Origin of the sequence: Dechloromonas denitrificans, from assembly GCF_020510665.1 — a bacterium.
Lineage (GTDB): Bacteria > Pseudomonadota > Gammaproteobacteria > Burkholderiales > Rhodocyclaceae > Azonexus > Azonexus denitrificans_B.
Genome location: NZ_CP075187.1, coordinates 481,160 through 507,700, shown reverse-complemented (window position 1 = coordinate 507,700; position 26,541 = coordinate 481,160). Strand labels below are relative to the sequence as shown.

Genomic DNA, 26,541 nt, shown 5'->3' with positions numbered 1-26,541 from the left:
TCTCCTAAACAGTTTGGGTCGCTGCCGGCGCTGTGCGCGGCCGCGGAAAATTCATTGAGTTTGCAACGACCAGCCAGATAACAACCAGGACGGCGGCGGTTGCAAAAACCGCATTATCACCGAAATTTTGAGCCACATAACCGCCGGCTGCGCCGCCGATGAACAGGCCGATGGCCTGCGTCGTGTTGTAAACGCCCAGGGCAGCGCCTTTGGCCGCAGCCGGCGCAGTGCGCGAAACAAGCGACGGCAGCGTGGCTTCCAGCACATTGAAGGCAACAAAAAAGAGCAGCAGCCAGAGCGAGAGCGTCCACAAGCTCTGGCCGAAAAACAGCAGGCCGAGTTGAACGATGGCCAGCAGGCCGATGGCAGCGCGGAAGATCGGGCGCATTTTGTCTTTGCGCTCGGCGGCGATGATCGCCGGAATCATCACGGCAAACGAAACCAGCACGGCGGGCAGATAAACCTTCCAGTGCGAGGCGGCTTCCAGCCCGCCGTGGTCGACCAGCGCATGCGGCAAAACGACGAACATGGCCATTTGCACCATGTGCAGCACGAAGATGCCGAGGTTGAGGCGCAGCAGATCCTTGTCGAAAATCACCCGGCGCAGCGGCAGTTTTTCATGGCCGTTGACCGGCGGCGCGGGCGGCACGGCCTTGAGCAGCAGGATGATGGCGGCCAGCGCCAGCCCACCGGTCATGCAGAACAGGCCGCCCATGCCGATCCAGCCGTAAAGAATCGGCGCGCCGACCAGCGAGAGGGCAAAAACCAGGCCGATCGACGAGCCGATCATGGCCATCACCTTGGTGCGGTGTTCTTCCCGCGTCAGGTCGGCGGCCAGCGCGGTGACGGCAGCAGAAATCGCCCCGGCGCCCTGCAACACGCGCCCGACGATGATCCAGTTCATGTCCGGCGCCCAGGCGGCGACGAAGCTGCCGAAGGCAAAGATCAGCAGGCCGACGACGATGACCTGCTTACGCCCGAAGATGTCGGAGGCAATGCCGTAGGGAATCTGGAAAATGGCCTGGGTCAGGCCGTAGGCGCCCAGCGCAAAACCAACCAGTGCCAGGTTGTCGCCGCCCGGCAGGGTCTTGGCATAAACGGAGAAGACCGGCAGGATCAGGAACAACCCAAGCATGCGCAGGGCGAAGATGGAAGCCAGCGAAGCACCGGCGCGGCGCTCTTCGGGACTCATGCGGTCAGCGGGAATGGACATCAGCGGAACAACCTTTGTTGCATTGCAGCGAAGGCGGCAATATTAGCAGGTTTGAATCGCGCTTCCGGCATAAAGACACGGCGCGCGGCACGGCGTTCTGCCGAAAATATCCTGATCGTATATGCTGCAAGCCTCACACGGAATGGGGGGTGACACCATGGGACAGTCTTCACAGAAAAATCGCAGCGCACTGCTCGCCGCTTTGCTGCTGGTCGTAGCCGGCATGAGTGGCTGTAGCAGCACGCGTTCCTACTTGTTCGACGCGCCGGAAGCACCGGCCTCGACACGCACGCAGATCAAGCCGCCGCCCGAAATGCCGGGCGAGGCGCCACCGAAAGCTACCTTCACCGCACCGCCCCCGGCCCGCGCCAGCGAAGCGCCGGCAGCAATGCCGCAAACCCGCGCCGCGCCAGCCGCCATGCCCGATCCGCAAGAGGCGGTTCGCAGCCAGTTGGCCGCCTGGCGGCAAGCCTGGGCCAGCCGCGATGTGCCGGCTTACCTGGCGTTCTACGCGCCGGGTTTCAAGGCCGGCGAAAGCAGCCCGGCCCGCTGGCAGGCGACGCGCCAGCGCGTGATCGGCAAGGCTGGCGAAATCGAACTGACGCTTGGCCGGGCCGATATTCGCCAACTCGATGCGCAGCGGGTCAGCGCCAGCTTCACGCAGCAATATCGCTCGAACAGCAAGACCGACAGCGGGGTCAAGACCTTGCAGTTCCGCCTGATCGACGGCCAGTGGCTGATCGAGCAGGAAAGTTTCAGCGCCGCGCAGCGTTGATCGTCCGGCGGCACCGCCAAGCTGTATGTTCATACAGTTTGACGGTGCAATCGCCGGCTGTTTTGCGTATAGTTCCCGCTTTCACCCCAGCCGGTTAGAACAGCGATGGAAACCATCCGCATTCGTGGTGCGCGCACCCACAATCTGAAGAACATCAACCTCGACCTGCCGCGCGATCAGCTGATCGTGATCACCGGGCTTTCCGGCTCAGGCAAATCGTCGCTGGCCTTCGATACCTTGTATGCCGAGGGGCAGCGCCGCTACGTCGAATCGCTCTCGGCCTACGCCCGGCAATTTCTGCAGTTGATGGAAAAGCCGGATGTCGATCTGATCGAAGGCTTGTCGCCGGCCATTTCCATCGAGCAGAAGGCCACCTCGCACAACCCGCGTTCAACCGTCGGCACGGTGACCGAAATCCACGATTACCTGCGCCTGCTGTTCGCCCGCGCCGGTACGCCGTATTGCCCGGACCACAACCAGCCGCTCGAAGCGCAGACGGTGTCGCAGATGGTCGATACCGTGCTGGCCCTGCCGGCTGAAACCAAGCTGATGATCCTGGCGCCGGTGGTGGCCAATCGCAAGGGCGAGCAGGTCGATCTGTTTGCCGAACTGCGCGCCCAGGGTTTTGCGCGGGTGCGGGTCGACGGCACGGTTTATGAGATCGACGATGTGCCGAAGCTGGCCAAGTCGCAGAAACACAATGTCGATGTCGTGGTCGACCGCCTCAAGGTGCGCGACGACATGCGCCAGCGTCTGGCCGAGTCGTTCGAAACCGCCTTGCGCCATGCCGAGGGCCGGGCCATGGCGCTGGAAATGGACAGCGGCACGGAACACATGTTCTCCGCCAAGTTTGCCTGCCCGGTCTGCTCGTTTGCCTTGCAGGAGCTGGAGCCGCGTCTTTTCTCGTTCAACAATCCGATGGGCGCCTGCCCGAAGTGCGACGGACTGGGCGTAATCCAGTTTTTCGATCCCAAGCGGGTCGTCACCAATCCGGCGCTGTCGCTGGCCGGCGGCGCCATTCGCGGCTGGGACAAGAAGAACCAGTTTTATTTCCAGATCATCGAGTCGATTGCCGCGCATTACGATTTCTCGGTCGACACGCCTTTCGAGCAACTTCCCGAGGCGGTGCGCCAGTTGATCCTGTACGGTTCCGGCGCGACTGAAATCAATTTCCGCTACCTCAACGACAAGGGCACGCGCTTCGACCGCAGCCACACTTTCGAAGGCATCATCCCCAATCTTGAGCGACGTTATCGCGGCAGCGATTCGCAGGCGGTGCGCGAAGAACTGTCGAAATACATCAGCAACACCGGCTGCCCGCAATGTGGCGGCACGCGCCTGCGGGTTGAGGCACGCCACGTCCGGGTCGGCGCCAAGACGCTGCACGAAATCAGTCGCCTGCCGCTCGGCGAGGCGCGCAATTACTTCAATTGCCTGACGCTGACCGGCGCCAAGGCGCAGGTCGCCGACAAGATTCTCAAGGAAATCACCGCCCGCCTCTCCTTCCTGATCAATGTCGGCCTCGATTACCTGTGCCTCGAACGTTCGGCCGAAACGCTGTCGGGCGGCGAGGCGCAGCGCATTCGGCTGGCTTCGCAGATCGGCTCGGGGCTGACCGGCGTGATGTATGTGCTCGATGAACCGTCGATCGGCCTGCATCAGCGCGACAACGACCGACTGCTCGAAACGCTGAAGAACCTGCGCGACATGGGCAATACCGTGCTCGTCGTCGAGCATGACGAAGACGCGATCCGCGCCGCCGATTACGTGATCGACATCGGCCCCGGCGCCGGGGTGCATGGCGGTTCCATCGTCGCCGAAGGCACACCGGCCGAGGTGGCGGCCAATCCGCTGTCGATGACCGGCGATTACCTGTCCGGACGCCGCTCGATTTCGCTCCCGAAATCGCGTCGACCGCAAAATCCCGATAAGCAGCTGAAAGTGGTCGGTGCCTACGGCAACAACCTGAAAGATGTCACGCTGGAGATTCCCGGCGGCCTGCTGACCTGCATTACCGGCGTTTCCGGCTCGGGCAAGTCGACGCTGATCAACGACACGCTGTACGCCGCGGCGGCCCGCCATCTTTACGGCTCGACCAGCGAACCGGCGCCGCACCAGGAAATTTCCGGGCTGGAGCTGTTCGACAAGGTGATCAACGTCGATCAGGCGCCGATTGGACGCACGCCGCGTTCCAACCCGGCGACCTACACCGGCTTGCTGACGCCGATCCGCGATCTTTTTTCGCAGGTGCCGGAATCGCGCGCCCGCGGCTACGGGCCGGGCCGCTTCAGTTTCAACGTCAAGGGCGGGCGCTGCGAGGCGTGCCAGGGCGACGGCATGATCAAGGTTGAGATGCATTTCCTGCCCGACATCTACGTGCCGTGCGACGTTTGCCACGGCAAGCGCTACAACCGCGAAACGCTGGAAATCAACTACAAGGGCAAGAACATCCACGACATTCTCGGCATGACGGTCGAGCAGGCGCGTGAGTTCTTCGATGCCGTGCCGGTCATCGCCCGCAAGTTGCAGACGCTGGTCGATGTCGGCCTCAGTTACATCACGCTCGGCCAGAGCGCAACGACGCTCTCGGGCGGCGAAGCGCAGCGCGTCAAGCTGGCGCTCGAACTCTCCAAGCGCGACACCGGACGGACGCTGTACATTCTTGACGAGCCGACCACCGGCCTGCATTTCCAGGATATCGAGATGCTGCTCAGCGTGCTGCAGCGGCTGGCGACCAACGGCAATACCATCGTCGTCATCGAGCACAATCTCGACGTGATCAAGACGGCCGACTGGATTGTCGATCTCGGGCCGGAAGGCGGCGACGGCGGCGGGCGGATTCTGGCTGCCGGCACGCCAGAGCAGGTTGCCAAGTGCAAGGCCAGCCATACCGGCCGCTTCCTCAAACCATTACTCGACAAGAAAAAATCATGAGCGACGCCAGTCAATTCAAGGGGAAAAAAGGCTTTGTCCGGCTGTGGAACGCCCTCGGCTATTCGCGCGACGGCCTCGGGGCGGCGTGGAAGAACGAGGCGGCTTTTCGGGAAGAAGTGCTGCTCGCCATCGTGGCCGTGCCGCTGGCCCTTTTTCTGGCCAAAACCGGTGTCGACCGCGCCCTTTTGATCGGCAGCATCATCCTGATCCTGATTGTCGAAATCCTGAACTCGGCCGTCGAGGCGGTGGTGGACAAGGCCTCGCCGGAAAAGCACGAGCTGGCCAAGCGTGCCAAGGATATGGGCAGTGCGGCGGTGTTACTGAGCCTGTTCAACGCCGCGGCGGTCTGGGCCTGCGTGCTCTGGCCGAGCAGTTGAGGCACGGCCGAGGCCAAGCCCGGCGGCCAGGACCAGCGTGATCGCCCAGGCCAGCCAGGCCGACCACAAGGTATGTGAAATGAAATGCCCGCCCTGGGCCTGACGGGTCAGGCCCATCACCGTGCCAAGCAACAAGGCCAGCCAGATGGCACGGCGTGACCAAAGCGGCGATACGGTCTGCAGGGCCAGCGCGGGGGCCAGCCACATGAAGCCGGTGGCCGCATGCGAGGCCGGAAAACAGACGCCGCGCACGATATCGCCCGGCATGTCGGCGAGCAGCCCGAGGTAGGGGGCAAACCCGCCGAACTCGGCCAGATCCCACGGGCAATGCCGGTTGGTGTTGAGTTTGAGCAAGGCCACCGCCGAGGGAATCAGGACCAGCCCGAGCAGGGCCAGCGCGGCCGCGCGTTTCGGCAGCCAGTCGGCCTTGCCGCTCAGGCAGAGCAGACACCCGACAGCGGCAAAGACGGCGCTCGACAGTACGGCGAACTTGAAACCGTAGTAAAAAACCGGCGCGAACAGCCAGTGCTGGCGCAGCGGAAAATCATGCAGGGCGGCGTCGTAGAACGGACGCGCCAGGGTCAGGTCCAGCCCGGTTTGCTCGAATACGGCGAGCAGCACCAGGGCGCTGCCCGCCAGCCATGCTGCATGACCGAGAAACCAGCGCCGCGACATGCCGCAACCCTAGCGGGCGCTGCCGTTGGTGCCGTGCTTTTCCATCAACAGGGCGGCGCCCTGAAAGTAGGCGACGGCTTCGCTGGCCTGCTGCGCATCGGTCGGGATCAATTGCGCTTCCTTGCCGTCGGCACTGATCCGGAAAGTCTCGATCTTGCGCTTGGGCTGCAGCACGGTCATCGTGTCACCCTTGAGATAACCCAGGTTCTGATAGGTCGACAGCAGGGCACGGCCTTCTGCCGGCGGCGTGCTCAGGATGTCGCGCCCGATGAAATGGTCGTCGCCTTGCAGGCCGAGCATGGCCAGCAGCGTCGGGGCCAGATCGATCTGGCTGGCCAGCGTATCGACCTTCTTGGCGGCAACCAGCTTGGGCGCATAGACGATGGCCGGAATATGGTAGCGATGAACGGGTATCTTGCTCTTGCCGGCGCTACTGGCGCAGTGGTCGGCGACAAACAGGAAGAGGGTGTTGTCGAACCAGTCTTTCTTGCGCGCCATTTCCATGAAGCGACCGACCGCGAAGTCGGCGTACTTGACGCCACCGTTGCGCTTGCCCGGCGAGGGAATGTCGATCCGGCCATCCGGGTAGGTGAAGGGAATGTGGTTGGAGGCGGTCATGATGTGGGCGTAGAACGGCTTGCCGGCGGCAGCATCCTTGTCCATGTCGATCAGCACCTGGTCGAACAGATGTTCATCGGCGACGCCCCAGATGTTCTCGAATTGGACCAGGCCATCCTGAAAATTGGTCCGGTCGGTCACCTTGTAGCCCTGCGCGCCGAAGAAACCGTTCATGTTGTCGAACATGCCGTAGCCGCCGTAGAGAAAGTGCGGTGCCCAGCCACGCGCGGCGAGCACGCTGCCCAGCGTGTTGAGGCGGGTGATGTCCGGCCAACGCACGACCGATTTGCCGGGCAACGGCGGCAAGGCGGCCGACAGCGCTTCCAGGCCGCGAACCGTCCGGGTGCCGGCGGCGTAGAGATGTGTGAACAACAGCCCTTCGCCAGCCAGACGGTCGAGGTTCGGGGTCAGGTTTTCGGTGTTGCCGAAAGTCGCCATGTACTCGGCGGACATGCTTTCCATCATCACGACGACGACGTTCGGCTGCTTGCCGCCGGCTTTCAGCGGTTTGTAGGCGGTCTTTTGCCCGGCATCGAGTGTCGCGCTGACCTGGCTGTGGCCGGACAGGCGCTGCAGGTCGGCCATCACTTCGGCATCCGGCCGGGTGGCGTAGAACTGGCGGTAATCCAGCTTGTTCTGGCGTGCCGCCCAGAGGAAGCTGCGCCAGCCGTTATCGGCCAGTTCGTTGGCAAAGTTGTTCGGTGAAAATTCGGGCGGCGCCATCTTGTAGGCCACGACCCAGACCAGCACCAGCAGGCTGAAGCCCCAGGCAAACTGGCTGCCGCGCGGCGCTTCGGCGGCCACGGCGGATTTGAACGGACGACGCAGCGCCCAGAAGATCAGCGCCGAGAGGGCGAGCAGTGCGGCGACGATCTTGCCGACCGGGTAGGACTCGCGGATATTGCCGATGACTTCGGTGGTGAAGACCAGATAGTCGAGCGCGATGAAATTGAAGCGGACGCTGAATTCGTCCCAGAAGATGCCTTCGGATACGCCGACGAAAAGCAGCGTGAAGATGTACAGCCCGAACAGCGGGCGACGCAGGCGGTCGCGCCAGCTTGGCTTGAGCAGCAGTTCGAACAGCAGCCACGGCGAAGCGACGACAGCCGCCGCCGGAATATCGCGCCACGAGCCCAGCGCCAGGCCGCCGAGCAGGACACCCAGCGGCTGGTCGCTGACCAGCATGGACTGGGCCAGTAGTACGCAGCGGGTGACAAGGAATACGGCCATGGCCAGCAGGGTCGTCAGACCCCAAAGTCGCATGGCAGATCCGTTCAGGGCTCGAAACATCATGGTTGGTAGGCGTCGGCAAAAAGATGCCGCCACTCTAGCCAAACGGGCGTGATGTTTTAGTGAGCTGGCGGCCAGCGCCCCGGTGGCCCACTTCGATCGAGGGCGGCCCCGAAATCGATGGTGACTTCGCCCCCGCCTCCCGCTGTGTTTTGTGCCGTTACCTGCCAGCCGGTGGCCCGGCAGACATGATCGACCAGCGCCAGGCCGAGACCGTGCCCGCCCTGCACACCTTTGTAGAAACGTTCGAAAACATGCGCCAGCTCGCCGGGCGCAAAACCGTCGCCGCAATCGACAATCGACAAGCGCATGCCGTCCAGCCGGCAGGCAATGCGCCCGCCTGCCGCCGCCCGGCTATGGCGCAGCGCGTTGTCGAGCACATTGCGCAGGACCAGATCGAGCAGCGATGGATCGGCCAGTACGACACATTCCGCCGGCACATCGAGGGTCAATTCCAGCGTGCTCGGCGTGGCCCGCTGCAAGGCATCCCAAACGCCCTGCACGGCTTCGTGCAGCAGCACCTTTTCCGGCAGGGCCGGCTGCGCTTCGCGGGCCAGCAGCAACAGACTGCCGGCCAGCGCGGTGACGCGGTCGACGCTGCCCATCATGCGTAAAGCGCGCTTGCCGACCCCGGCCGGCAGGTCCGGCTGGCTGGCCAGCATTTCGGCATCGGTACGAATCGCGGTGAGCGGCGTCCGCAGTTCGTGCGACAGGTGTGCGGCGAAATCCCTTTCGCGCTCAAGCTGCGCTTCCTGCTGCGCCCGGTAACCGTCGATGGCATGGGCAATGGCCAGCAACTCGCGCTCCATGCCCGGTTCGACCAGCGACCCCGGGGAGCCGTTGGCCACCCGCCGGGCAAGGTGTTCCAGGCGGACAACCACGCGCCCGGCCAGCACGTAGGTCACCAGCAAAACGAGCAAGGCGAGCAGGACGGCGGCGGTCAGGGTGATCAGGCGCAGGCCGCGCAAGCGGTTTTCGTGATCTTCCACGTCGTAGACCAGAATGAATCTGGCCAGCGGGTCGTCGCGCACCGCCACGTGAAACTCGCGTCCATCAAGGTAGAGCTCATGATTGCCGACCGCCAGTTGCCTGATCGGACCGGGCAAGCCGGCCGGCAGGGCATCGCCCTTGGCAATGCGGAACAACTGCATGTCCGGTGTCTGCGGATAGGCCGCTTCCGGGGCGCTGGCCCAGACTTCCATGCTGTGTGCGATTTGCTGGGTGACCAGGCTTTCGATGAATTCCTCTTCTTTTTCCTCGAACAGGCTGAACATCGCCACCGACTGGGCCAGGATGACCAGCAAGGCCAGTGCCGCCACCGCCGCGGCGACCCGGAAACGCATGCTCGGCACCGATTCAGTGGCAAACAAGCTTGTAGCCTAATCCGTGCATATTGATGATTTCAACGGCACCGCTCGTACCCAGCGCCTTGCGGATCGTGTGCAGGATGCTGCGCAGGTTGTCGCTCGATTCCTGCGCTTGCCCCCAGACGGCGATCTCCAGTTCGCGCCGCGAAAAGACCCGATTCGGCTGTTGCAGCAGCATCGTGACCAGACGGATCGCCTTGGGCGGCAGGCGGAGCGCCACCTGATCGATGCTGACTTCCTGCGCCGCCGGATCGAAACTCAGCCGCCCCTGCTGCAAGCGCTCACTCTCGTTACGTGGCGCACGGCGACGTTGCAGGGCCAGCAAACGGGCCTCGACTTCCTTGAGGGCGAACGGCTTGATCAGATAGTCATCGGCCCCGGCATCGAAGCCATCGAGCTTGTCGTCCAGCGTGTCTCTCGCGGTCAACAGCAAAACCGGCAGCATTTCGCCGGCAGCCCGCAGGCTGCGCACCAGATCGGCACCATCGCCATCCGGCAGGTTGCGGTCGAGCAGGACAACATCGATGGTCGATTCGGCGATGATGCGCCGGGCCTCGGCCAGCGAGGCGGCGAAATCGCACTGGTGACCGCGCGCTTCCAGAAAATCGTACAGGTTCTCGGCGATCGGACGATCGTCTTCGACAATCAGCACTTGCATCAGTCAGGCACCGGATTCCGGGGGCATGGCCTGGGCCAGTACGACCTGGTTCCGGCCCAGGCGCTTGGCTTCATAGAGGGCTGCATCGGCCCGCCGCAAGGCGTCTTCGAGCGACGATTCGCTGGCATCGGCCAGACCGATGCTGGTCGTGACGCAGATTTCACGACCGTCCGGCAGGAGAATATCGAAGGAAGCGCAGCGCCGGCGGAAACGCTCGGATAACACATGCGCCTCGGCCAGCGAACTTTCCGGGAAGACGAAGGCGAACTCCTCCCCGCCGTAGCGGCAGACCAGATCGGACTGCCGGACGCTGTCGCGCATCAGGGCGGCCAGCGCCCGCAGCACGGCGTCACCGGCAGCATGCCCGTAGGTGTCGTTGAGCTTCTTGAAGTTATCCAGATCGGCCATGCCGACCACCACCGAGCGCTGGTAGCGCTGTGCCCGAACCACTTCGGCTTCGGCCAGCGACATGAAATGACGCCGGTTGTAGAGCCCGGTCAGGCCGTCCTGGTTGGCCAGCAGTTCAAGCGACACCCTGGCCGTTTCGTTTTCGAGCAGCGAGGCGTGCAACTCGCCGATAGCCTCTTCGACAGCCTGGATTTCGCTCATGGCCGAGGGAACGAAAACCGGTGGCGGCGAATCGACATTCAGGGTGGACAAGGTGCGGTCGATGACTTGCAGGGGATGAATCAGATGCTGGCGCAGCAGGATCAGGAAGATCAGCAGGAACAGGCCGACCAGCCCGAGCGCCGCCGCCAGTTTGTAGCGCGCCAGACGCATCGTGGCGGCCACTTCGTTCAAGTCGGTGTTGACCAGATTGACGCCCTGGATCGAGACATCATCGACCAGTACGCTGAGCCGGGCGGCGTAACGCCCCCACTCTTCGTAATAGGCGCCGAGGATGGCCGCGTTATCGGTCGATTGCGACAGGGCGTTGCTCAGGAACATTTCTGTCTGGCGGGCCAGTTCGGCCGATTTCGGGTGCTCAAGCACGCTCGGATGGCTGGCGACCAGCGCCACGACGAACATCGCGCGCTGCCGGGCTTGCGGCGTACTGGCGGCAAAGACGCGCTCGCCTTCCTGGCGCAGCTGTTCAAGATTGCGCGCCAGACGCTGGTGGCGAATGATTTCGGACACCGTCTGATCCTGCAAGCGCATCGTGGCATCGAGCACGCGTTGCTGATCCATGCCGACGAGCAGCACCATCCCGCCAAAACTGAAGACGAAAAAGACGGCCAGCAAGGCGAAGAATCGCCCGGCGCGGAATCCTCTGAAACGATGATCGGGACCAAAAATCACGAACCCACCCTAATCGAGACTGAAGGGGAACGAGCGCCGCACGATGCGGTGATAGCTCCCGTCGGAACGCATGGCTGCCATGGCTTGATTGACCGCCAGGCGCAATGCTTCATTTCCCTTGGGCAAAGCGATATGCACACTGCCCCCCAAACCCTGCTCATGCATCGGCGGACCGACGAATGCCAGTTTTTCACTGCCTTGCTCGGTCAGGTAAGCATAGACGATGAGTGTGACAAACAGACCGAAATCCGCCTCGCCTTTGCGCAACATGGCCACCCCATCGGCCTGCGAAAGCACGCCTTTGACCTTCAGTTTCTGGGCTGCGGCGATGCGTTCGAGGTAGGCCATCTGGCGACTTCCCTCGACGGCGACAACCGTCGCCCCGTGCAGCGTATCGAGCGAGAACTCTGTGCCCGCTGGCGGGGCAAAACGGCGGTAAGCCTTCGGCTTGCCGACCAGCCGGGAGGAAGCCCGCCAGATGCTGTCGGAAAAACCGACCTGCGTCTCGCGCTCCGGGGTTTTCAGGTAATTGCCGAAACCCAGCTGGATGTCGCCCTGCACGACAGCCGGCAAAATCTGCTTGAACGGCATGTCGACCGTGACACAGCTATAGCGGATGCGACGACACAGTTCCTGCGCCAGATCGCGGTTGAACGTCATCACCCCCGGTTGCGCACGCCCCGTCGTATCCTGGGCGGAAATGCCGACGCGCAATTCGGCGGCCTGAAGCAGGCTGGCGGAACAGAGAAAGCAGCACAGTAAGAAGATGAAACGCATCAATTGATCCTGAAAGGCAAAAACCGGGAATTGATCCGATCATAAGCGCCATTGCGCTTGATGCGCTCAAGCGCCGCATCGATTTCTTCCTTCAACTCGGCCCGCCGCGGGGAAATACCAAACGAGGCATCACCGCCCAGTTCAGGCTCGTTCATCACGGTGGTCGACAGGGCCAGGGCCGACATTTCCGGCTGCTTGACCAGATTCAGCCCGGAACTCATCGGCACAATCGCGGCATTCGCCTGACCCGCCCGCAAGGGGGCCAGCAGTTCGACGTTGCTGCGCACCGGGTGGACCGGCCAGTGCCGCGCCAGGGCGAAACGTTCCTGGGCCGACCCACTGACCACCGCGACACGGGCGGCAGGGTTTCCCGGCACAATGCCGGGTTTGGCGAACCACAGTGATACCGAACGAAAATAAGGCTTGGCGAAGAGGATCCGGCGCCGGCGCTCCGGCGTATCCAGCAGGCTGATTGCCGCGATATCGGCCTCGCCGTTGGCCAGCACATCGAGTGTCTGGTCGAGGGAAATTACCTGCAGGAGGCATTTGGCGTGCATTTCTTCGCAAATGGCCTGGATGATCCCGATGCTGAAACCGGTCAGTTCGCCGTGTTCGTCCCGATAGGCCATCGGCGGGGAGTTGTCGAGGACAGCAACACGCAAGACTCGCTCCCCCGCTGCCTGCCCGGTCAAAGACCAACAGACCGTCAACAGTACGATCACGAAGAAACTGCGCATCCGGAAAAACACCACGCCCCCTTTGGCTGGATTAACGGGCAAGTTACCACAAGCTCATCGCGACGAACATGGCTCATTGCCGGCACATTCACCAAAATAGCAAACCGGTTCGCAGCAGTTTCAGCCGGAATACGGAATTTCGACCAGGCAATCCTGCAGCGGGAAATAAATCGCCAGTTTCAGCGGGATAGCCTGTCCGGCGAACAGGGCTGCGTAACGCTCCAGCTGGGGCCGGAATCCCTCGGCCCGGCGGATCAGGCTGTCCGGCCCTTCGTTCTCGGCCAGGCGAACCGTTTTGTAGTCGATGATCCAGCGCCAGCCGTCGGCCACGAAAATCCGGTCGATCACGTGGTTGACCGTGACAGGCCGGGCCGGGCCGGGGCCAGCGGCAGCCAGACTGCTCCACGCCTGTTCGGCGGCCGACTCGGGATGGTCGCCGAGCAGCCAGCGACCGGTTGCGCTTTGCAGGGTACGCTGCAAACCGGCCAGCACTTGCGCCACGCCGTTCTCGACCTCTTCGCCGGCGTGCCCCTGCTGCGCCAGCCAGCGACGGTAGGCCGGTGCCAGGCGGGCAACCCGCTCGGCCGACCAGGCCGGCAATCCCTGATCGACGATCAGGGCCAGCACCCGGTGAATCAGGGTGCCGACCGACGCTTCGAGCGATACCGTGCTGTCCGCCACATCGCTGTCGAGCGGATTGAGCGCCGGCTGGCGGACATGCGCAGTATCGTCGGCCAGCTGCGGCGGCATTTCCGGACGGGGCAGACGCAGCAGATCGGGGATGAAACCGGCCGGATCGAAGGTGCTGCCGGGCGCCTCGCTGGCCGGCAAGGACTGCAGGGCGGCGGCGAAGACGGGTTGCGCCACGCCGGACCAGAGCAGTTTCAGCAGGGTGCTGGCGGCCGGCGGCTTGAGTCCGTCGTCCGCGGCACCATCCGGCTCGGCGACGCCGAACAGGTGCAGGCTGCGAATGGCCCGGGTCGCCGCGACGTAGAGCAGGCGTTCGGTTTCGTGGGCCGCCCGTTCGCTTTCCAGCTTCTTGAGAAAATCGTAGGCTGTGGCGCCCTCCCGACCGGCGCCCTTGGCCTTGATCGGCGCAACCAGCAAGTGCTCGCGACCATCGACATCGGCCACCTCGTCCCACAGCAGCAGGCTGCTTTCATTGACCTTGGGCGTGCGATGCAGGCCGGGCAGGATGACGGTTTCGAATTCCAGCCCCTTCGACTTGTGGATGGTCATCATCTGCAGACTCTCGCCCGCTTCGCTGTCGGGCGGCGCAAAAAGCTCGGCGACCTGGACGGCCAGCGTCTCCGGCGACAGGCTGCGGGCAGCGACCAGTTGATCGACCAGGCCGAAGAAGGCGGCGACATCGGCCAGTGCCTCGCTGCGCTCCAGGCAACGCGGCCCGCCCAGCATCAGCCAGACACTTTCCAGCCAGCGCCGGGGATGCTGCCGGCCCTGCCCGGCAAAAGCCTCGGCCAGCACGCTGCGCACGTGGCGCAGGCGCTGCTGCCCATCCTCCGACAAGGTCGACAGGCGAGCCTCGTCGAGCATCAATTGCCAGATCGTGGACTGGGCATCGTCGGCTGCCAGCCGATGCAGGTCGGCCAGCGTCAGGCCACACCACGGCGCACGCAGCACGGCCAGCCAATGAACCCGGTCGGCCCGGTGCGACAGGGCATGGAACAGGGTCAGCAGATCCTGAATGTGCTGGCGACCGTCCAGCTGTTCGATTTCGACCGCCTGGAACGGCAAGCCCGGTGCATGGCGACGAATTTCGGCAACCAGGCGGGTCAGGTGGCTGCGCGCCCTCACCAGCACGGCGATGCGTTCGCCCGGCCGCGCCTGTTGCGTCTGGCGGATCAGCGCCAGCACCTGGGCGGCTTCGACCTCATGGGGATCGACGCCCGCTTGTTCGATGACCGGATGCACGACCACCGCGCTGCCCGGCTCGGCCGGACGGGTGGCCGCCGACTCGGCATAGCGCACGGCTCCCGAGGCCGGATTGTCCTGCGGCGGAAAAATGTGGGGAAAACTGGCATTGACCCAATCGACAATGCCGGGGAAAGAGCGGTTGTTGCGGAACAGGCGCAGGTGGCTCAGGCGGATGTCGCCGATGCCGCCTTCGCGGACACGCAGGAAAAGCCCGACATCGGCCTTGCGGAAGCGGTAGATCGACTGCATCGGATCGCCGACGACAAACAGCGTCCGTCCGTCATCCGGCATCCAGCCGCGGGTCAATTTGCGGATCAGGCTGACCTGGCCCGGACTGGTGTCCTGGAATTCATCGACCAGCAAATGCTGGATCCGGTAATCGAGTGCCTGGGCCAGATCGGTCGGCGCTTCATCCTCGCCCAGCGCCAGACCGGCCCGGGCGGCGATCTCGATGAAATCGACTTCGCCGGATTCCTGGAAAACCAGCCACAGCTGCCCGGCGGCCAGCCGGAGCAGGCGCGAGAAGCATTCCACGGTCGACCACTCGGCATCGCTCAATTCCGGCTGCGGCAAATCGACCAGCAAGCCGAGCTTTTCCTCAAGGCCGGCCAGCGCGGAAAGATCACCGAGCAACTCGGCCATCGCCTCTTTTTGCGGCTTGAACGGCTTGTCGGCCGGGAAGCCGATGTTCTTGGTCAGCGATTTGCGCCAGGTGCCGCCGCCGGTCAGCAGCAAACCGGCCAGCGCCTGCCAGCCCGCCAGGTCGTCGATGACGGCCTCAAGCGGCACCTGCCAGTCGGCGAGCGGCGCAAGCAGCTCGGGGACATTGGCGGCGGCAAAACGGGCCAGCGGCATCAGGCGTTGTTGCCAGCCGGCATCGAGCAATTCGGCGACGCTTTGCAGATCGCGCTCGACCAGTGCGGCAAACCCGGCTTCAACCTCGGCCTTCATCGCGCCGCTCTCGATCCGCGAAGCATGATGCAGCCATTGATCGCGCCGGCTGAGCATGGCGATCAGCAGCTTTTCCAGCCGACCGGCATTGTTGTCCATGAACGCCAGCGCCACGGCGACCACCTCGGCATCGGCGTTGCCGGCTTCGACCATTTCCAGCGTCCGGCGCACCGCCGTCGCATAGTGCGCCTCGGCCTCGCCACTGACGCCGGGCTGGGCGCCGAAGCGGCTGAGATAGGGCATTTGCCGGGCCAGGCTGGCGCACAAGGCATCGATCGTCGTGATGCGCAAACGACCGGGGTGACCGAGCAGGCCCCAGGCCCGCTGGCGATCATGCTGGAGCACCGCGCTGGCCAGCTCATAAGTCAGCTGTTTGTGCGGCTGGCTGGGCCATTCGCCGTTCGCCGCGCGCTCCAGGCTGCCGAGAATGCGGTCGCGCATTTCGGTCGCGGCCTTGTTGGTGAAGGTCAGCGCCAGGACTTCTTCCGGGTTGTCGACCACCGCCAGCAGACGCAGGTAACGCTGCGTCAGCAATTCGGTTTTGCCGGCTCCGGCCGGGGCTTCGACAATGAACGAGGCCAGGGCCAGCGCCCGTTGCCGGGCGATATCGTCTTCTTGCAGGCGGTCGACCGCGCTATTCATGGTTGTTCTCCGGCCTGTGCCTCGGCCAGCAGGCGACGCCGTTCCGGCAAGCGCAGCAGCGGCAGGACATCGCAATATTGCAGCGCTTTTTCATCGGCCAGCATGACGCCGGCGCGCCCTTCCCTGACCTCGCGGGCGATGGCATGCAGGCGTTCGCGCCAGTGCGTGACAACGGCCACCCAATCGGGAAACTCGGCGGGATCGAAGATTTTCTGCTTGTCGTCGCCAACCCCCTGGACGCCGGGCAGGATGTCCTTTTCTTCGGCCACGCCGGCAAACGCCGGCTTGTCGAGCAGGACCTTGGCAAAGACGACGGCCGCCACTTCGTCGTTGATCAGCGCGGCATAAATCGGCAGTTGCGGTTCGGTGATGCGTTGCGCTGCCCAGTTCTTGGTGTCGATGCCGGCGCCGGTCTTGTAGTCGATGATCACCTGCCGGCCGTCGGCCAGCCGGTCGATGCGGTCGACGACCATTTTGACCCGGATTTGCTCGATCTCGACTTCGGCCGGCTGCTCGCAGGCCAGCACCTCGAAATCAACGCCGCGCCGGGCTTCGACGGCCAGCCACAGGTCGAGCAGACGAACCAGGCGCGCCGCCTCCAGTTCACGGAAACGAGCCGGCAAGGTGATGCGCCGCGCCAGTTCGAAATTTTGCAGGGCGGCGCGCACGGCATCGGCCATCGCCTGCTCTCGGCCACGCTCATCCAGCGCCGCCAGCGCCTGCGAGTTCGGCACATTCGTCCAGAACGCTTCGAGGGCCTCATGGACCAGCGTGCCGCGGGCCGCCGGATCAAGCCCTTCGACCGGCGTTTCCATCGCCTGTGCCGCGAGCCGGAACTGAAAATAGGCCCAGGCCGGGCAAATCGCCTGCGCCCGCAAAATCCAGCTGCCGCCGGAAACCTTTTCGCCCGCCGCAACCGGTGGCGCATCGGCATCGGCCAGACGAGCCAGCGCCCCGGCCTGTTGTGCCATTTGCGCCAGCAGGCTCGGCTGCACGACCGGGCAGACGGCCGTGCGCGGCACCTCGGCGATCAGCGGGCTGGGCCGCAGGATGCGGTTGCCGCTGGCCTGCGAAAAGGAAAAAGTGACGTCCGGGGCGGCGGTGATCAGCCGGGCCTGCACACGGCGGGCAAAATCGAGTTCGACTTCGGCGCTGGCGTGCGCCGCACCGGCGGCCCGCAGCATTTCGGCCGGAAGCAAGGGATTCGGGCGCGGCGCGGGCGGCCAGACGTCGTCATTCATCCCCATCACCCACAGCGCATCGAACGCCAGCCCGGCGCTCTCCAGCACGCCCAGTACCTGGATCGACGGCTCGCCCTGCGTTTCCGGCTGGAAGATGCGCTGCCGGCACAGCTGGGTCAAACGCCGCACCGCTTCATGCAAGGCCAGCGGGCCGAGCAATCCGTCGAGCCGGGCAAAGGCGTCGAGCACTTCGCCAAACGCTCGCCGGGCCTGGAATTCGTGACTCGACAAGGCTCGGTCGCCCGGCCAGCCGGCGGCTTTGAGGCAAGCGCGGAAGGCGCCGGACCACTGGCCGGGAAGCTGCTTGCGCGCCAGATGATCGGTCGTTTCAATGAAAGCCTGCAGCGACTGAATGGTCTGCGGGCAGAGTGGCGCGGCATTTTCGGCCAGCCGCTCAGCCAGCCGGACAAGCGACGGCAGGTTGGTGAAGTACGGCAGGTCGCGGCGCATCGCCACGTCGAGCCGGGCGCGGCCATCCGCTTCGGCTTCGGCCGCTGACCAGCCGCCGGCCAGCAGCAAGGCACTGAGCCGCTGCTGCTCGACCTTGACCCGGCTGCTGCCGAGCGCGAGCAGATCGAGCCCGACACGGATCAGCGGCAGATCGGCCAGCGTGCGGCCGAGCGAGAAATTGAAACAACGCGGTACTTCGCTGGCCGCCGGGCGAATCAACGCCGGATGCAGGGCATCATCCAGCTGAAAGGCCAGCGTGTCGCGCAGGCTGGCCAGGTCGGGGGCCACGATACCCAGCCGGGCCGTCGGGCTGGCGGCCAGCCGGGTGCGCGCCCAGGCGGCCACGGCGGCACATTCGGCCTCGGCATCGAGACAGGGCAAAGCCTCGACCTTGCTGCGGTCGACCGGCGGGAGAGCCTCGTTTTCAACAAGGACCCCGCGCCCGCGCAAGGCGGCCATCAGGCTCAGCTCAAGCGGCGTGTAGCGATCGAACCCGGCGAAGGCAACGGCCTCGGGCAAGACGAAATGCCCGGCTTTGATCAGGCCGATCAACTGCCAGTGCAACCCCGCCTGGTCGATCCAGCCGCCTGCCGCGCAGGCCTGCAGAAAAGCCTGGCGCCAGCCGAGAAAGAGGCGGGCCTCGTCCGACAGCTCGCCTTCGGCCGGCGCCAGTTGCCAGATGCGCACCAGGGCATGGGCTTCGGCCGCCGATGCGGCCATGCCGGGCAAATCGAATAGCGGCGCGGCTTCGGTCAGCGATTCGCCGATCACCTGTTCCCAGAGCAGGCGTTCGGCGAAAGGGTCCAGCACCTCCGGCACATCGGCGATCCCGGCCAGCAGGGCTTCATCGGCCAGCGTCGCCAGCCACTGGCCGGGCGTCAAGGCCGGGCGGGTCGGCCAGACCGATTGGCCGGCGGGCTGTTCGGCACGTCGGGTCTGAGCCAGGCGTGTCGTTGCACAAAGCAGCAGGGAACGCGTCAAACGAACCTCGAATTCGACCAAAAAACTCAGTTGACCGCAGCAGGCCGGGCCGGCTGCGCCGGACGAGCCGGTGATGCCGGTGCGGCGGGCGTACGGACCGGCGCGGTTTCGGGCGATGGCGGCAAATGCCCGGCCGGCGCAGCCGGTGCGGCCGGCCGAGCCGGCATGGCGGCACCGGGTCTGGCCGGGGCTGCGACGGTGGCGGGCTTGGCGAGCGGGGGCATGGCCGGACGGGCCGGCTCGGCTTTGCCGGCTGCGGCAGACGGAGCAGGCATGGCCGGCTGCGCACGTTCAGCAGCCGGTTTGGCCGGTGCCGCGGGATGGGGCAGGCCAGCCGCCTGGGGCCGGGCCGGCGCACTGACCGGCGAGGCCGGACGCGCCGGGGCTGCCGGTGCAACCGGACGCTGGGCGGCGGGGGCAGGCGATGCCTCGGCCATGGCAGCCGGTGCGGAACGGCCACGTTCAGGGCCGACACTGACATCGCTGCGCAGGGCCTTGAGCGTCGACGGACCGATGCCCGGCACATTCTGCAGTTCATCGACTGAGCGGAAAGGGCCATTTTTACGGCGATAGTCGATGATCGCCTGCGCCTTGGCCGGCCCGACGCCCTTCAGGCTGTCGAGCGCTTCCTTGTCGGCAGTGTTGATATTGACCTGGGCCGACGCCCAGCTCGAACAGCACAGCCAGACGAGCATGATCAGCAGTTTTTTCACGAGTTGCTCCAGTCGCGGGGAAATGGCTGAGAGTATGCCAGCATCACCCACCGTTTCAGGGGGTTCCGATGAACAGGAACATGTTGGAAACGCCCTGCGTCGAGACGCCCAGCCCGAGGTAAGTCGGGCCGATCGGCGTTTCGCCGCCAAAATAGAGGGCCAGGGAGTTGAGCACCCGGCTGCTGTTCGTTTCGGTGTAGCGGCGGCTGACTTCGGCAAACTCCAGCGCCATGCCCATCCGCATGTCGCCGCGCAGCCCGAGCGGCAAACGCCCGACGATGCGCTCGGCGCGCAGGCCGGCGTAGCGGATGTCGTCGGCCAGCACCTGATTGTTGGCATAGGCCGACAGATTCAGGAAACCGCCCAGCGTGCCGGAATCGTAGTACGGCAGGCGCCCGGCCGGCGATCCGGTGTAGCGCAGACGACCGTTGAATACCGTGCGGCCGAATGCATAAGCGCCCTGCAACGACACGTCGGTCCGGTCATAGCCCTGCTCCGGCGAGTGGAAATAACTCATCTGCGATGCCCAGCCCCGGGTCGGGAAATACATCCGGTCGAACTGATCGAAATCGACCATCGCTTTCCAGCCACCGAAGCGCTGGTTGGCCGCCGGCAGCCATGGCGCGCCGATTTCGACACTGTCGCTGCGCTGCCGCTCGATCCAGCCGAGCTTGAGCTGGCCGAGCAAGCCGACCTGCGCCCCGGCCCACAGCCCGAAGAAGGTTTCGTTGTTACGATACTGGGCGATCCGTTTGTCGTCCTGGTAGATATTCATCCGCTCGGAGGTGTAACCGAGCGCCGTTTCGACAAAAAAGCGCTGGCGGGCATCGAGTGGCTGGTAGTAATTGACGCCGATCCGGCTGGCCGTGCCGATTTCCCCGGTCAACAGCAATTCCGCGCCCAAATCGTTGAGCAGGGTCTTGTGGTAAGCGCCGCGCAAGGCGAAGTTCGACCCCTGGCTGGTGTCGGCATTCAGATTCATCGCAAAGCGGATGTAATCCGGCCCCCAGTTCTTTTCGACCGGCATGACGCGCAAAAGCGTCTTGTCGCGCTGGTTGAGCACGGTGTAATCGACGTGTTCGTAATAACCGTCGCCGTACATGCGCAGAATGTCGCGATTCAGTTCAGTCCGCTTCAGCGGCTCGCCGGAGAGCATGTGCAAATGGCGTTCGACAGCGGCCGGATTGACGTTTTTCAGGCCGACCACTTCAATCGTGTCGATGACCGGCGACGGCTGCTCGGCCATGGCGATCGTTGCCCACCAGCCGGCATAAGCCGCTTCCGGCACCGACAACGCCGCGAGGCGCTGGCTCAGGGCTTCAGCGGCACGCCGCCCCAGTTCGGCCGTCTCGGCATTGCGCTCGAAATCGCCGGCGGTGATGCCGTCGAGCTCGGGCTTGATATACACGTCGGTCGGCTTCAGCGTGGCCAGCGAGCGCGTCACATTCTGCTCGGTGAGGATATTCACCATCTGGGCTGAAACAGTCAGCAAGGAGCCGACGTTGTCGGCCTTGAGCAAGGGCGAACCGACATTGACGACGATCACTACATCGGCCTGGCACAGATTGCGCACTTCGCCGATCGGAACGTTGTCGACCAGGCCGCCATCGACCAGTTTGCGGCCCTGGTGCTCGATCGGCGCCATCAGGCCGGGCACCGACATGCTGGCACGCATCGCCTTGGTCAGGCTCCCATCGCGAAAGACAACGCGCTCGCCACTGCCGATATCGGTGGCGATGATCGCCAGCGGCAGCGGTAACTGCTCGATGATCCGCTCGCCCTGATTGGCACGCACCAGCTCATTGAAAAAGAGTTTGATTTTCTGCCCGGCCACCACGCCCGGCTGATAGCGCACGCCATCGGCCACCACCCCGGTTTCCGAACCCGGCTGGAAACGGCGCGAAATGACCTTGTTGCGATAACTCATCTCCGAGTATTCGGGGTTATCGAGGAACATATCGCTCCAGTCGGCCGCCGCCATCTGCTGGCGCATGCTGCCCGGCGACACCCCGGCCGCATAAGCGCCGGCAACCAGCGCCCCCATGCTCGTCCCGGCGATGCAATCGACCGGCACGCGCATTTTCTCCAGCACTTCAAGCACGCCAATATGTGCCGCTCCGCGCGCCCCGCCGCCGCCAAGCACCAGACCGATTTTCGGACGGACCGGCGGCTCTGCGGCCTGCAGCAGACAAGGGACAAGCAATGCAGCGAGCACCAGACGACGGCACCCAACGGAAAAACTCAGCATGACGAGAAATCCTGTGTCACAAAAAAGCCCCGCTGGGCGGGGCTTTTTGTTGAAGCTTCGGCAGATTACTTGGTGCCGATCACTTCGATGTCAACGCGACGATCCGGCTGCAGGCAGTCGATCAGGGCCTTGGACTTGCCGTTACCCTTGCACTTGTCGCCGGTAACCGGCTGCTTCTCGCCCTTGCCTTCGGTGTAAACACGGTTGGCTTCGATACCCTTGGAAACCAGGTATTCCTTGACGGCAGCAGCACGCTTTTCAGACAGCTTCTGGTTGTAGGCATCGCCACCGATACGGTCGGTGTGGCCAACGGCCAGGATCACTTCCAGCTTGATGGCCTTGGCCTTGGAAACCAGCTCGTCGAGCTTGGCTTTACCAGCCGGACGCAGAACAGCCTTGTTGAAGTCGAACAGGGCGTCGGCAGCGACGGTGATCTTTTCACCGGACGGCTTCGGACCAGCAACGGCAGCACCGCCAGCAGCGCCCTTGGCAGCAGCTTCACAGGCTTCCTTCGGCAGCAGGTCCTTGTCGCATTCGCAACCGGCAGCGTCCTTGGCGGCAGCAGCCGGGGTCCAGTAACCGGTGCGCCAGCACAGGCCGAAACCGGACTTGGCGACGACGTCGCGCTGGTCGATCACGTAAACGCGTTCTTGAGCAGTAGCAGCGAAACCGATACCGGCCAGCAAGGCGAGAACCAGTGTTTTCTTGGCGATATTCATCATGAGGGGGTCCCTGTCAAAAAATTTAGACGGCGTATTGTATGTTAATCCGATTGATTCTATTACGAATCGTATGACGACGATTACATAACAACCATACAAAATGGCCTGATTTTGACCATCTGTCAGTTAACATGGCTATTCACTGTCAGGACAGAATCCTTCAGGCGCAGCCATGCAACAGATCAAACCGTTTATCAACTGGCTACTCGGCAAGCCACAGCCGGCCAGCGATCCGCTGGGCGATGCACTGGCTGCCTTTCGTGACCCTCTGGCCGACTCGCTTGAACTGAGCCGCCGCCTGGTTGTCTGTTTGCGCCCGAAAAACCGGCGTGACGACAGTTTCCTCGAACGCTACGACAGCATGCTGACCCGCCTGGAAAACGACCCCGGTCTGCAGGCGGCTTTCCGCAGCCACATCATTCACTTCATCGCCACCCGCCGGCTGGTCACGTTTTTTACCGATAGCGGGATTCTGCCGGGCACCGGTTTTTTCTCGGAGTGGTGGCGCATCCTGTGGAACCGCATCCTGCCGGAGGCGCCGGATGAACGGCGGCTGAAGGATTGCCTGCACGTCGTCTATGACCGGCCCGACGACTGGCGCTGGCTGGAACGCGTACCGCACGAATACACGCAACGTTTCTGGGCCATTGCGGCACCGACTGAAGCCCTGCACAACCTTGACTGGCGCGACATCCAGGAACAGATGCTCGATGCCGTGATGCTGCTCGCCCACCGCGTCAGCGGCCTCGGCGCGGAATCCGAACTGATGCGTGCCTCGCCCGATTTCGATGACGACTCACCCCGTTTCATCGCCCTTTCGGCCGAGGCGCTCGAATTTGTCCGCGAAATGCGCAGCGCGCTGGCCGACCCGGCAGCCCCGCCGGCCGACGGCAGCCAGTTGCTGGTGATTGCCGATCAGTGCCGCGACACCCTGCAGCGCATTCGCAAGCGGGCGCTGACCATCGGTACCAGCCTGCATCTCAGCTACCTGCTGGCCCGCAGCGAACAAAGCCTGGCACGGATTGAAGACCTGATCGCCATTTTGACCGCCAGCCAGGCGTCGACCGCGCGAGAAGGGGCGGTTGATGCCTGGGGCGATTTTGCCCGGTCGGCCTTTCTGGCCGAAAACCGGCGCAACAGCCTGCGCTTTTACATGACCCAGCTATCGCGCCTGCTGGCCGTGCGCGTCACCGAAAATGCCGCCCGTTCCGGCGAGCACTATATTTGCGAAACGAAAAGCGATTACCGCCACATGTGGCATTCGGCCGCCGGTGCCGGCCTGCTGATCGGCGGCATGGCGCTGCTCAAGATTTTTGCCGCCGGCCTGCATGCACCGCTGTTTGTCGAAGCTTTCCTGTTCAGCATGGTCTATGGCCTCGGCTTCGTGCTGATTTACCTGCTCGGCATGACCGTGGCCACCAAGCAACCGGCGATGACCGCCCAGACGCTGGCCAGCGCGCTGGGCGACATCAAGCCGACGCGCCAGGCCGACCTCGAACGCATGGTCGATCTCGTCGCCGCCGTGTTCCGCAGCCAGCTCGCCGCCATTGCCGGCAATGTGATGATCGCCCTGCCGGTAGCCATCGGCCTGGCTTACGGTCTTGGTCATTTGCTCGGCGAACCGGTCATCGCGCTGGGCAAAGGTGCGCATCTGCTGGCCGATCTGGACATTTTCAGCTGGGCCCTGCCGCACGCGGCGATTGCCGGTTTCTATCTTTTTCTCTCCGGCCTGCTGACCGGCTACTTCGACAACCATGCCGCCTACAGCGATATCGGCATCCGCATTGCCCGGCTGCGCTGGCTGCGCCGGTTGCTGGGCAAAAACCGCGCCGAACGTTTTGGCAGCTATATCCAGGAACGCCTGGGCGGGATCATGGGCAATTTCCTGTTCGGCTGCATGCTCGGTTCGACCGGCGTCATCGGTACCATTCTCGGCTTGCCGCTCGACATCCGGCACATCGCCTTTTCGTCGGCCAATCTCGGCTATGCCCTGGTCGGCTTTCAGTTCGAACTGCCGGTCAAGGCCATTCTCTGGGCGGCACTGGGGATTGCTGCGATCGGTTTTACCAACCTGGCAGTCAGCTTCGCCCTCGCCCTGCGTACCGCACTCGGCGCCCGGCGCATTCAGTTCGAACATTGGGGACCCTTGCTCCGGGCCATTGGCCGCCGCTTCCGGCAAGCCCCGAAAAGTTTCCTGATGCCGCCGCCAGATGCGCCGGAAGGCCAACACGGCTAGGCGTAAGGTGTTGCATCTGCGCCGGCTTCCGTTCGCCCTGCTGCCACTCGTCCTGCTGCTCACTATCCAGGGCGCGCAGGCGGTCACGCTCGAAGTTCAGGCGCCCGACGAGATCGGCGAACTGCTCGACCCCTATCTGCCGCACGACGAGCAAGCCAGCCCGACACGCATCCATCAACTGAGCAGCGAAATCCTGGCAACCGAAGGCTATTTTTCACCGCAGATCGACGTCGAGTCGCGCGACGAGGTTTTGCATCTGCGTATCGACCCCGGCCAGCGCACGCGGGTCGACCGTGTCGATGTCGCGGTCGACGGCCCGCTTGACCCGAAAACCAGGGAAAGCCTGCTCGCCGCCTGGGGTTTGCCATCCGGCCAGCCGTTTCGCCAGAACGACTGGAACGATGCCAAGCAGCACCTGCTCGCCGCCCTGCTGGCCGAAAATCATGCCGCCGCACGCCTGATCGACAGCCAGGCCGAGATCGATCCGGAAACGCATCGCGCCGACCTCAAAGCGCATTACGATGCCGGCCCGCGCTACCGTTTCGGCGAATTGCGCATCGAAGGATTGCAGCGTTACTCGCCGGCGCTGATCGCCCGCTACAACCGTGAGGTCACTCCCGGCACGCCCTATAGCGAAGCTCGGCTGGGCAGCTTGCAAAACACCCTGCAAGCGACGCCTTATTTCAGTTCGATCCAGATCGATATCGAGCGCGATACCGCGCCCGACGCCGACGGCGAAGTCAGTGCGCCGGTCATCCTGCGCGTCCGCGAACGGCCGGCCCACCGGCTGGCCTTCGGGGTCGGCGCCAGTTCGAATACCGGCGCCCGGGTCGAAGCCAACTATCACACACCGGATCTCTTCCGGCAGGCCTGGGAGTTCGATACCGGCTTGCGGCTCGAACAAAAAAAGCAGACGGCTTACAGCGACATTTTCTTTCCACCCGACGACAAGGCCCGCCGCCACAGCGTCGGCCTGATGGCGGAAGGCACCGACATCCAGGGCTTGCGCACCGAACGCTACGGCTTTGGCGTGCAACGCGTCGAGCAACGCGGCAGCATCGAACAACGCCTCTCGCTCAACTGGCAGGAAGAGCGTCGCCAGCCCGACGGCGCACTCGAAACGCGGAGCCAGGCGCTGGTCCCGAATGTGATGTGGACCTGGCGTCAGGTGGATAACCTGCTCGACCCGCATCGCGGCATCGTCCTGCAGATGCAGGTCGGCGGCGCCAGCAAGGCGGTGCTGGCCGACCGTGATTTTGTCCGGCTGCATTCGCGCGTCCAGTATTTTATTCCGCTCGGCAAGGTCGATACGCTGACCTTGCGCGGTGAGATCGGCTACACCCTGGCCGATTCGCGCCAGGGCATTCCGCAGGATTACCTGTTCCGCACCGGCGGCACCGGCTCGGTACGCGGTTACGCCTACCAAAGCCTGGGCGTCCGCGAAGGCTCGGCGGTGGTCGGCGGGCGCTATCTCGGCGTGCTCAGCGCCGAGGCGACCCACTGGCTCAACGAAAGCTGGGGCATCGCCGCCTTTGTCGATGCCGGTGACGCGGTCGACGCCTTGCAGAAGGCCAAAATGGCGCTCGGTTACGGGCTGGGCGCGCGCTGGCGCAGCCCGGCCGGACCCCTCGGCGTCGATCTGGCTTATGGCCAACGCACGGCCGACATCCAGCTGCATTTCGCACTGGCCATTCCTTTCTGA

General features: G+C 64.1%; 18 protein-coding genes. 5 read left to right on the top strand and 13 right to left on the bottom strand.

Annotated elements, in window-relative coordinates; all coding sequences use genetic code 11:
- Positions 1-4: 4 nt before the first annotated feature.
- Complete coding sequence (locus KI614_RS02390; protein ID WP_226407596.1) at positions 5-1,213, bottom strand: MFS transporter; 1,209 nt, start codon at positions 1,211-1,213, stop codon at positions 5-7.
- Between the two features lie 157 nt (positions 1,214-1,370).
- On the opposite strand from KI614_RS02390, the gene KI614_RS02385 reads away from it, so the two are divergent.
- From KI614_RS02385 to KI614_RS02375, 3 genes are all read left to right on the top strand, one after another.
- Positions 1,371-1,988 carry a hypothetical protein gene (locus KI614_RS02385; RefSeq protein WP_226407595.1) on the top strand — a complete coding sequence of 206 codons (618 nt, stop codon included), beginning with the start codon at positions 1,371-1,373 and terminating at the stop codon, positions 1,986-1,988.
- A gap of 105 nt (positions 1,989-2,093) precedes the next feature.
- Positions 2,094-4,922, top strand: coding sequence for an excinuclease ABC subunit UvrA (gene uvrA, locus KI614_RS02380; RefSeq protein ID WP_226407594.1), 2,829 nt, complete (start codon positions 2,094-2,096; stop codon positions 4,920-4,922).
- Positions 4,919-5,299, top strand: coding sequence for a diacylglycerol kinase (locus KI614_RS02375; RefSeq protein WP_226407593.1), 381 nt, complete (start codon positions 4,919-4,921; stop codon positions 5,297-5,299). The genes uvrA and KI614_RS02375 overlap by 4 nt, the downstream gene beginning before the upstream one ends.
- Here the strand turns inward: KI614_RS02375 and KI614_RS02370 are convergent.
- The 12 genes from KI614_RS02370 to KI614_RS02315 all read right to left on the bottom strand — a co-directional run bounded on the left by KI614_RS02370 (position 5,240) and on the right by KI614_RS02315 (position 22,600).
- Positions 5,240-5,974, bottom strand: a complete 735-nt coding sequence (locus tag KI614_RS02370) for a phosphatase PAP2 family protein (protein ID WP_226407591.1) — start codon at positions 5,972-5,974, stop codon at positions 5,240-5,242. The genes KI614_RS02375 and KI614_RS02370 overlap by 60 nt on opposite strands.
- 9 nt (positions 5,975-5,983) lie before the next feature.
- Positions 5,984-7,855 (bottom strand): LTA synthase family protein, encoded by a 1,872-nt coding sequence (locus KI614_RS02365; protein WP_226407589.1) that lies wholly within the window; start codon positions 7,853-7,855, stop codon positions 5,984-5,986.
- A gap of 86 nt (positions 7,856-7,941) precedes the next feature.
- Positions 7,942-9,252 (bottom strand): sensor histidine kinase, encoded by a 1,311-nt coding sequence (locus KI614_RS02360; RefSeq protein WP_226407587.1) that lies wholly within the window; start codon positions 9,250-9,252, stop codon positions 7,942-7,944.
- A complete protein-coding gene (locus tag KI614_RS02355; protein ID WP_226407585.1) occupies positions 9,239-9,907 on the bottom strand; it encodes a response regulator transcription factor in 669 nt (222 codons plus the stop codon). The genes KI614_RS02360 and KI614_RS02355 overlap by 14 nt, the downstream gene beginning before the upstream one ends.
- Positions 9,908-9,910: 3 nt before the next feature.
- Positions 9,911-11,206 (bottom strand): sensor domain-containing diguanylate cyclase, encoded by a 1,296-nt coding sequence (locus KI614_RS02350; protein ID WP_226407582.1) that lies wholly within the window; start codon positions 11,204-11,206, stop codon positions 9,911-9,913.
- 9 nt (positions 11,207-11,215) lie between these two features.
- Positions 11,216-11,983 (bottom strand): substrate-binding periplasmic protein, encoded by a 768-nt coding sequence (locus tag KI614_RS02345; RefSeq protein ID WP_226407580.1) that lies wholly within the window; start codon positions 11,981-11,983, stop codon positions 11,216-11,218.
- Positions 11,983-12,645, bottom strand: coding sequence for a substrate-binding periplasmic protein (locus KI614_RS02340; protein WP_226407578.1), 663 nt, complete (start codon positions 12,643-12,645; stop codon positions 11,983-11,985). The genes KI614_RS02345 and KI614_RS02340 overlap by 1 nt, the downstream gene beginning before the upstream one ends.
- Before the next feature lie 195 nt (positions 12,646-12,840).
- Positions 12,841-16,248, bottom strand: coding sequence for a UvrD-helicase domain-containing protein (locus KI614_RS02335; protein WP_226407576.1), 3,408 nt, complete (start codon positions 16,246-16,248; stop codon positions 12,841-12,843).
- On the bottom strand, positions 16,245-18,920 hold the full coding sequence (locus KI614_RS02330; RefSeq protein WP_226407574.1) for a PD-(D/E)XK nuclease family protein: 2,676 nt from the start codon (positions 18,918-18,920) through the stop codon (positions 16,245-16,247). The genes KI614_RS02335 and KI614_RS02330 overlap by 4 nt, the downstream gene beginning before the upstream one ends.
- Before the next feature lie 26 nt (positions 18,921-18,946).
- Positions 18,947-19,633: a ComEA family DNA-binding protein gene (locus KI614_RS02325; protein WP_226407571.1), complete on the bottom strand. Its 687-nt coding sequence runs from the start codon at positions 19,631-19,633 to the stop codon at positions 18,947-18,949.
- Between the two features lie 55 nt (positions 19,634-19,688).
- Positions 19,689-21,881: a patatin-like phospholipase family protein gene (locus tag KI614_RS02320; RefSeq protein WP_226407569.1), complete on the bottom strand. Its 2,193-nt coding sequence runs from the start codon at positions 21,879-21,881 to the stop codon at positions 19,689-19,691.
- A gap of 65 nt (positions 21,882-21,946) precedes the next feature.
- Positions 21,947-22,600 carry an OmpA family protein gene (locus KI614_RS02315; RefSeq protein WP_203469296.1) on the bottom strand — a complete coding sequence of 218 codons (654 nt, stop codon included), beginning with the start codon at positions 22,598-22,600 and terminating at the stop codon, positions 21,947-21,949.
- Between the two features lie 175 nt (positions 22,601-22,775).
- Here KI614_RS02315 and KI614_RS02310 point away from each other — a divergent pair, with 175 nt between their 5' ends.
- The gene (locus KI614_RS02310) at positions 22,776-24,839 is read left to right on the top strand and encodes a site-specific recombinase (RefSeq protein WP_226407567.1); all 2,064 of its coding nucleotides are present in this window, start codon (positions 22,776-22,778) and stop codon (positions 24,837-24,839) included.
- Positions 24,840-24,846: 7 nt separating this feature from the next.
- Positions 24,847-26,541, top strand: a complete 1,695-nt coding sequence (locus tag KI614_RS02305; RefSeq protein WP_226407565.1) for an autotransporter assembly complex protein TamA — start codon at positions 24,847-24,849, stop codon at positions 26,539-26,541.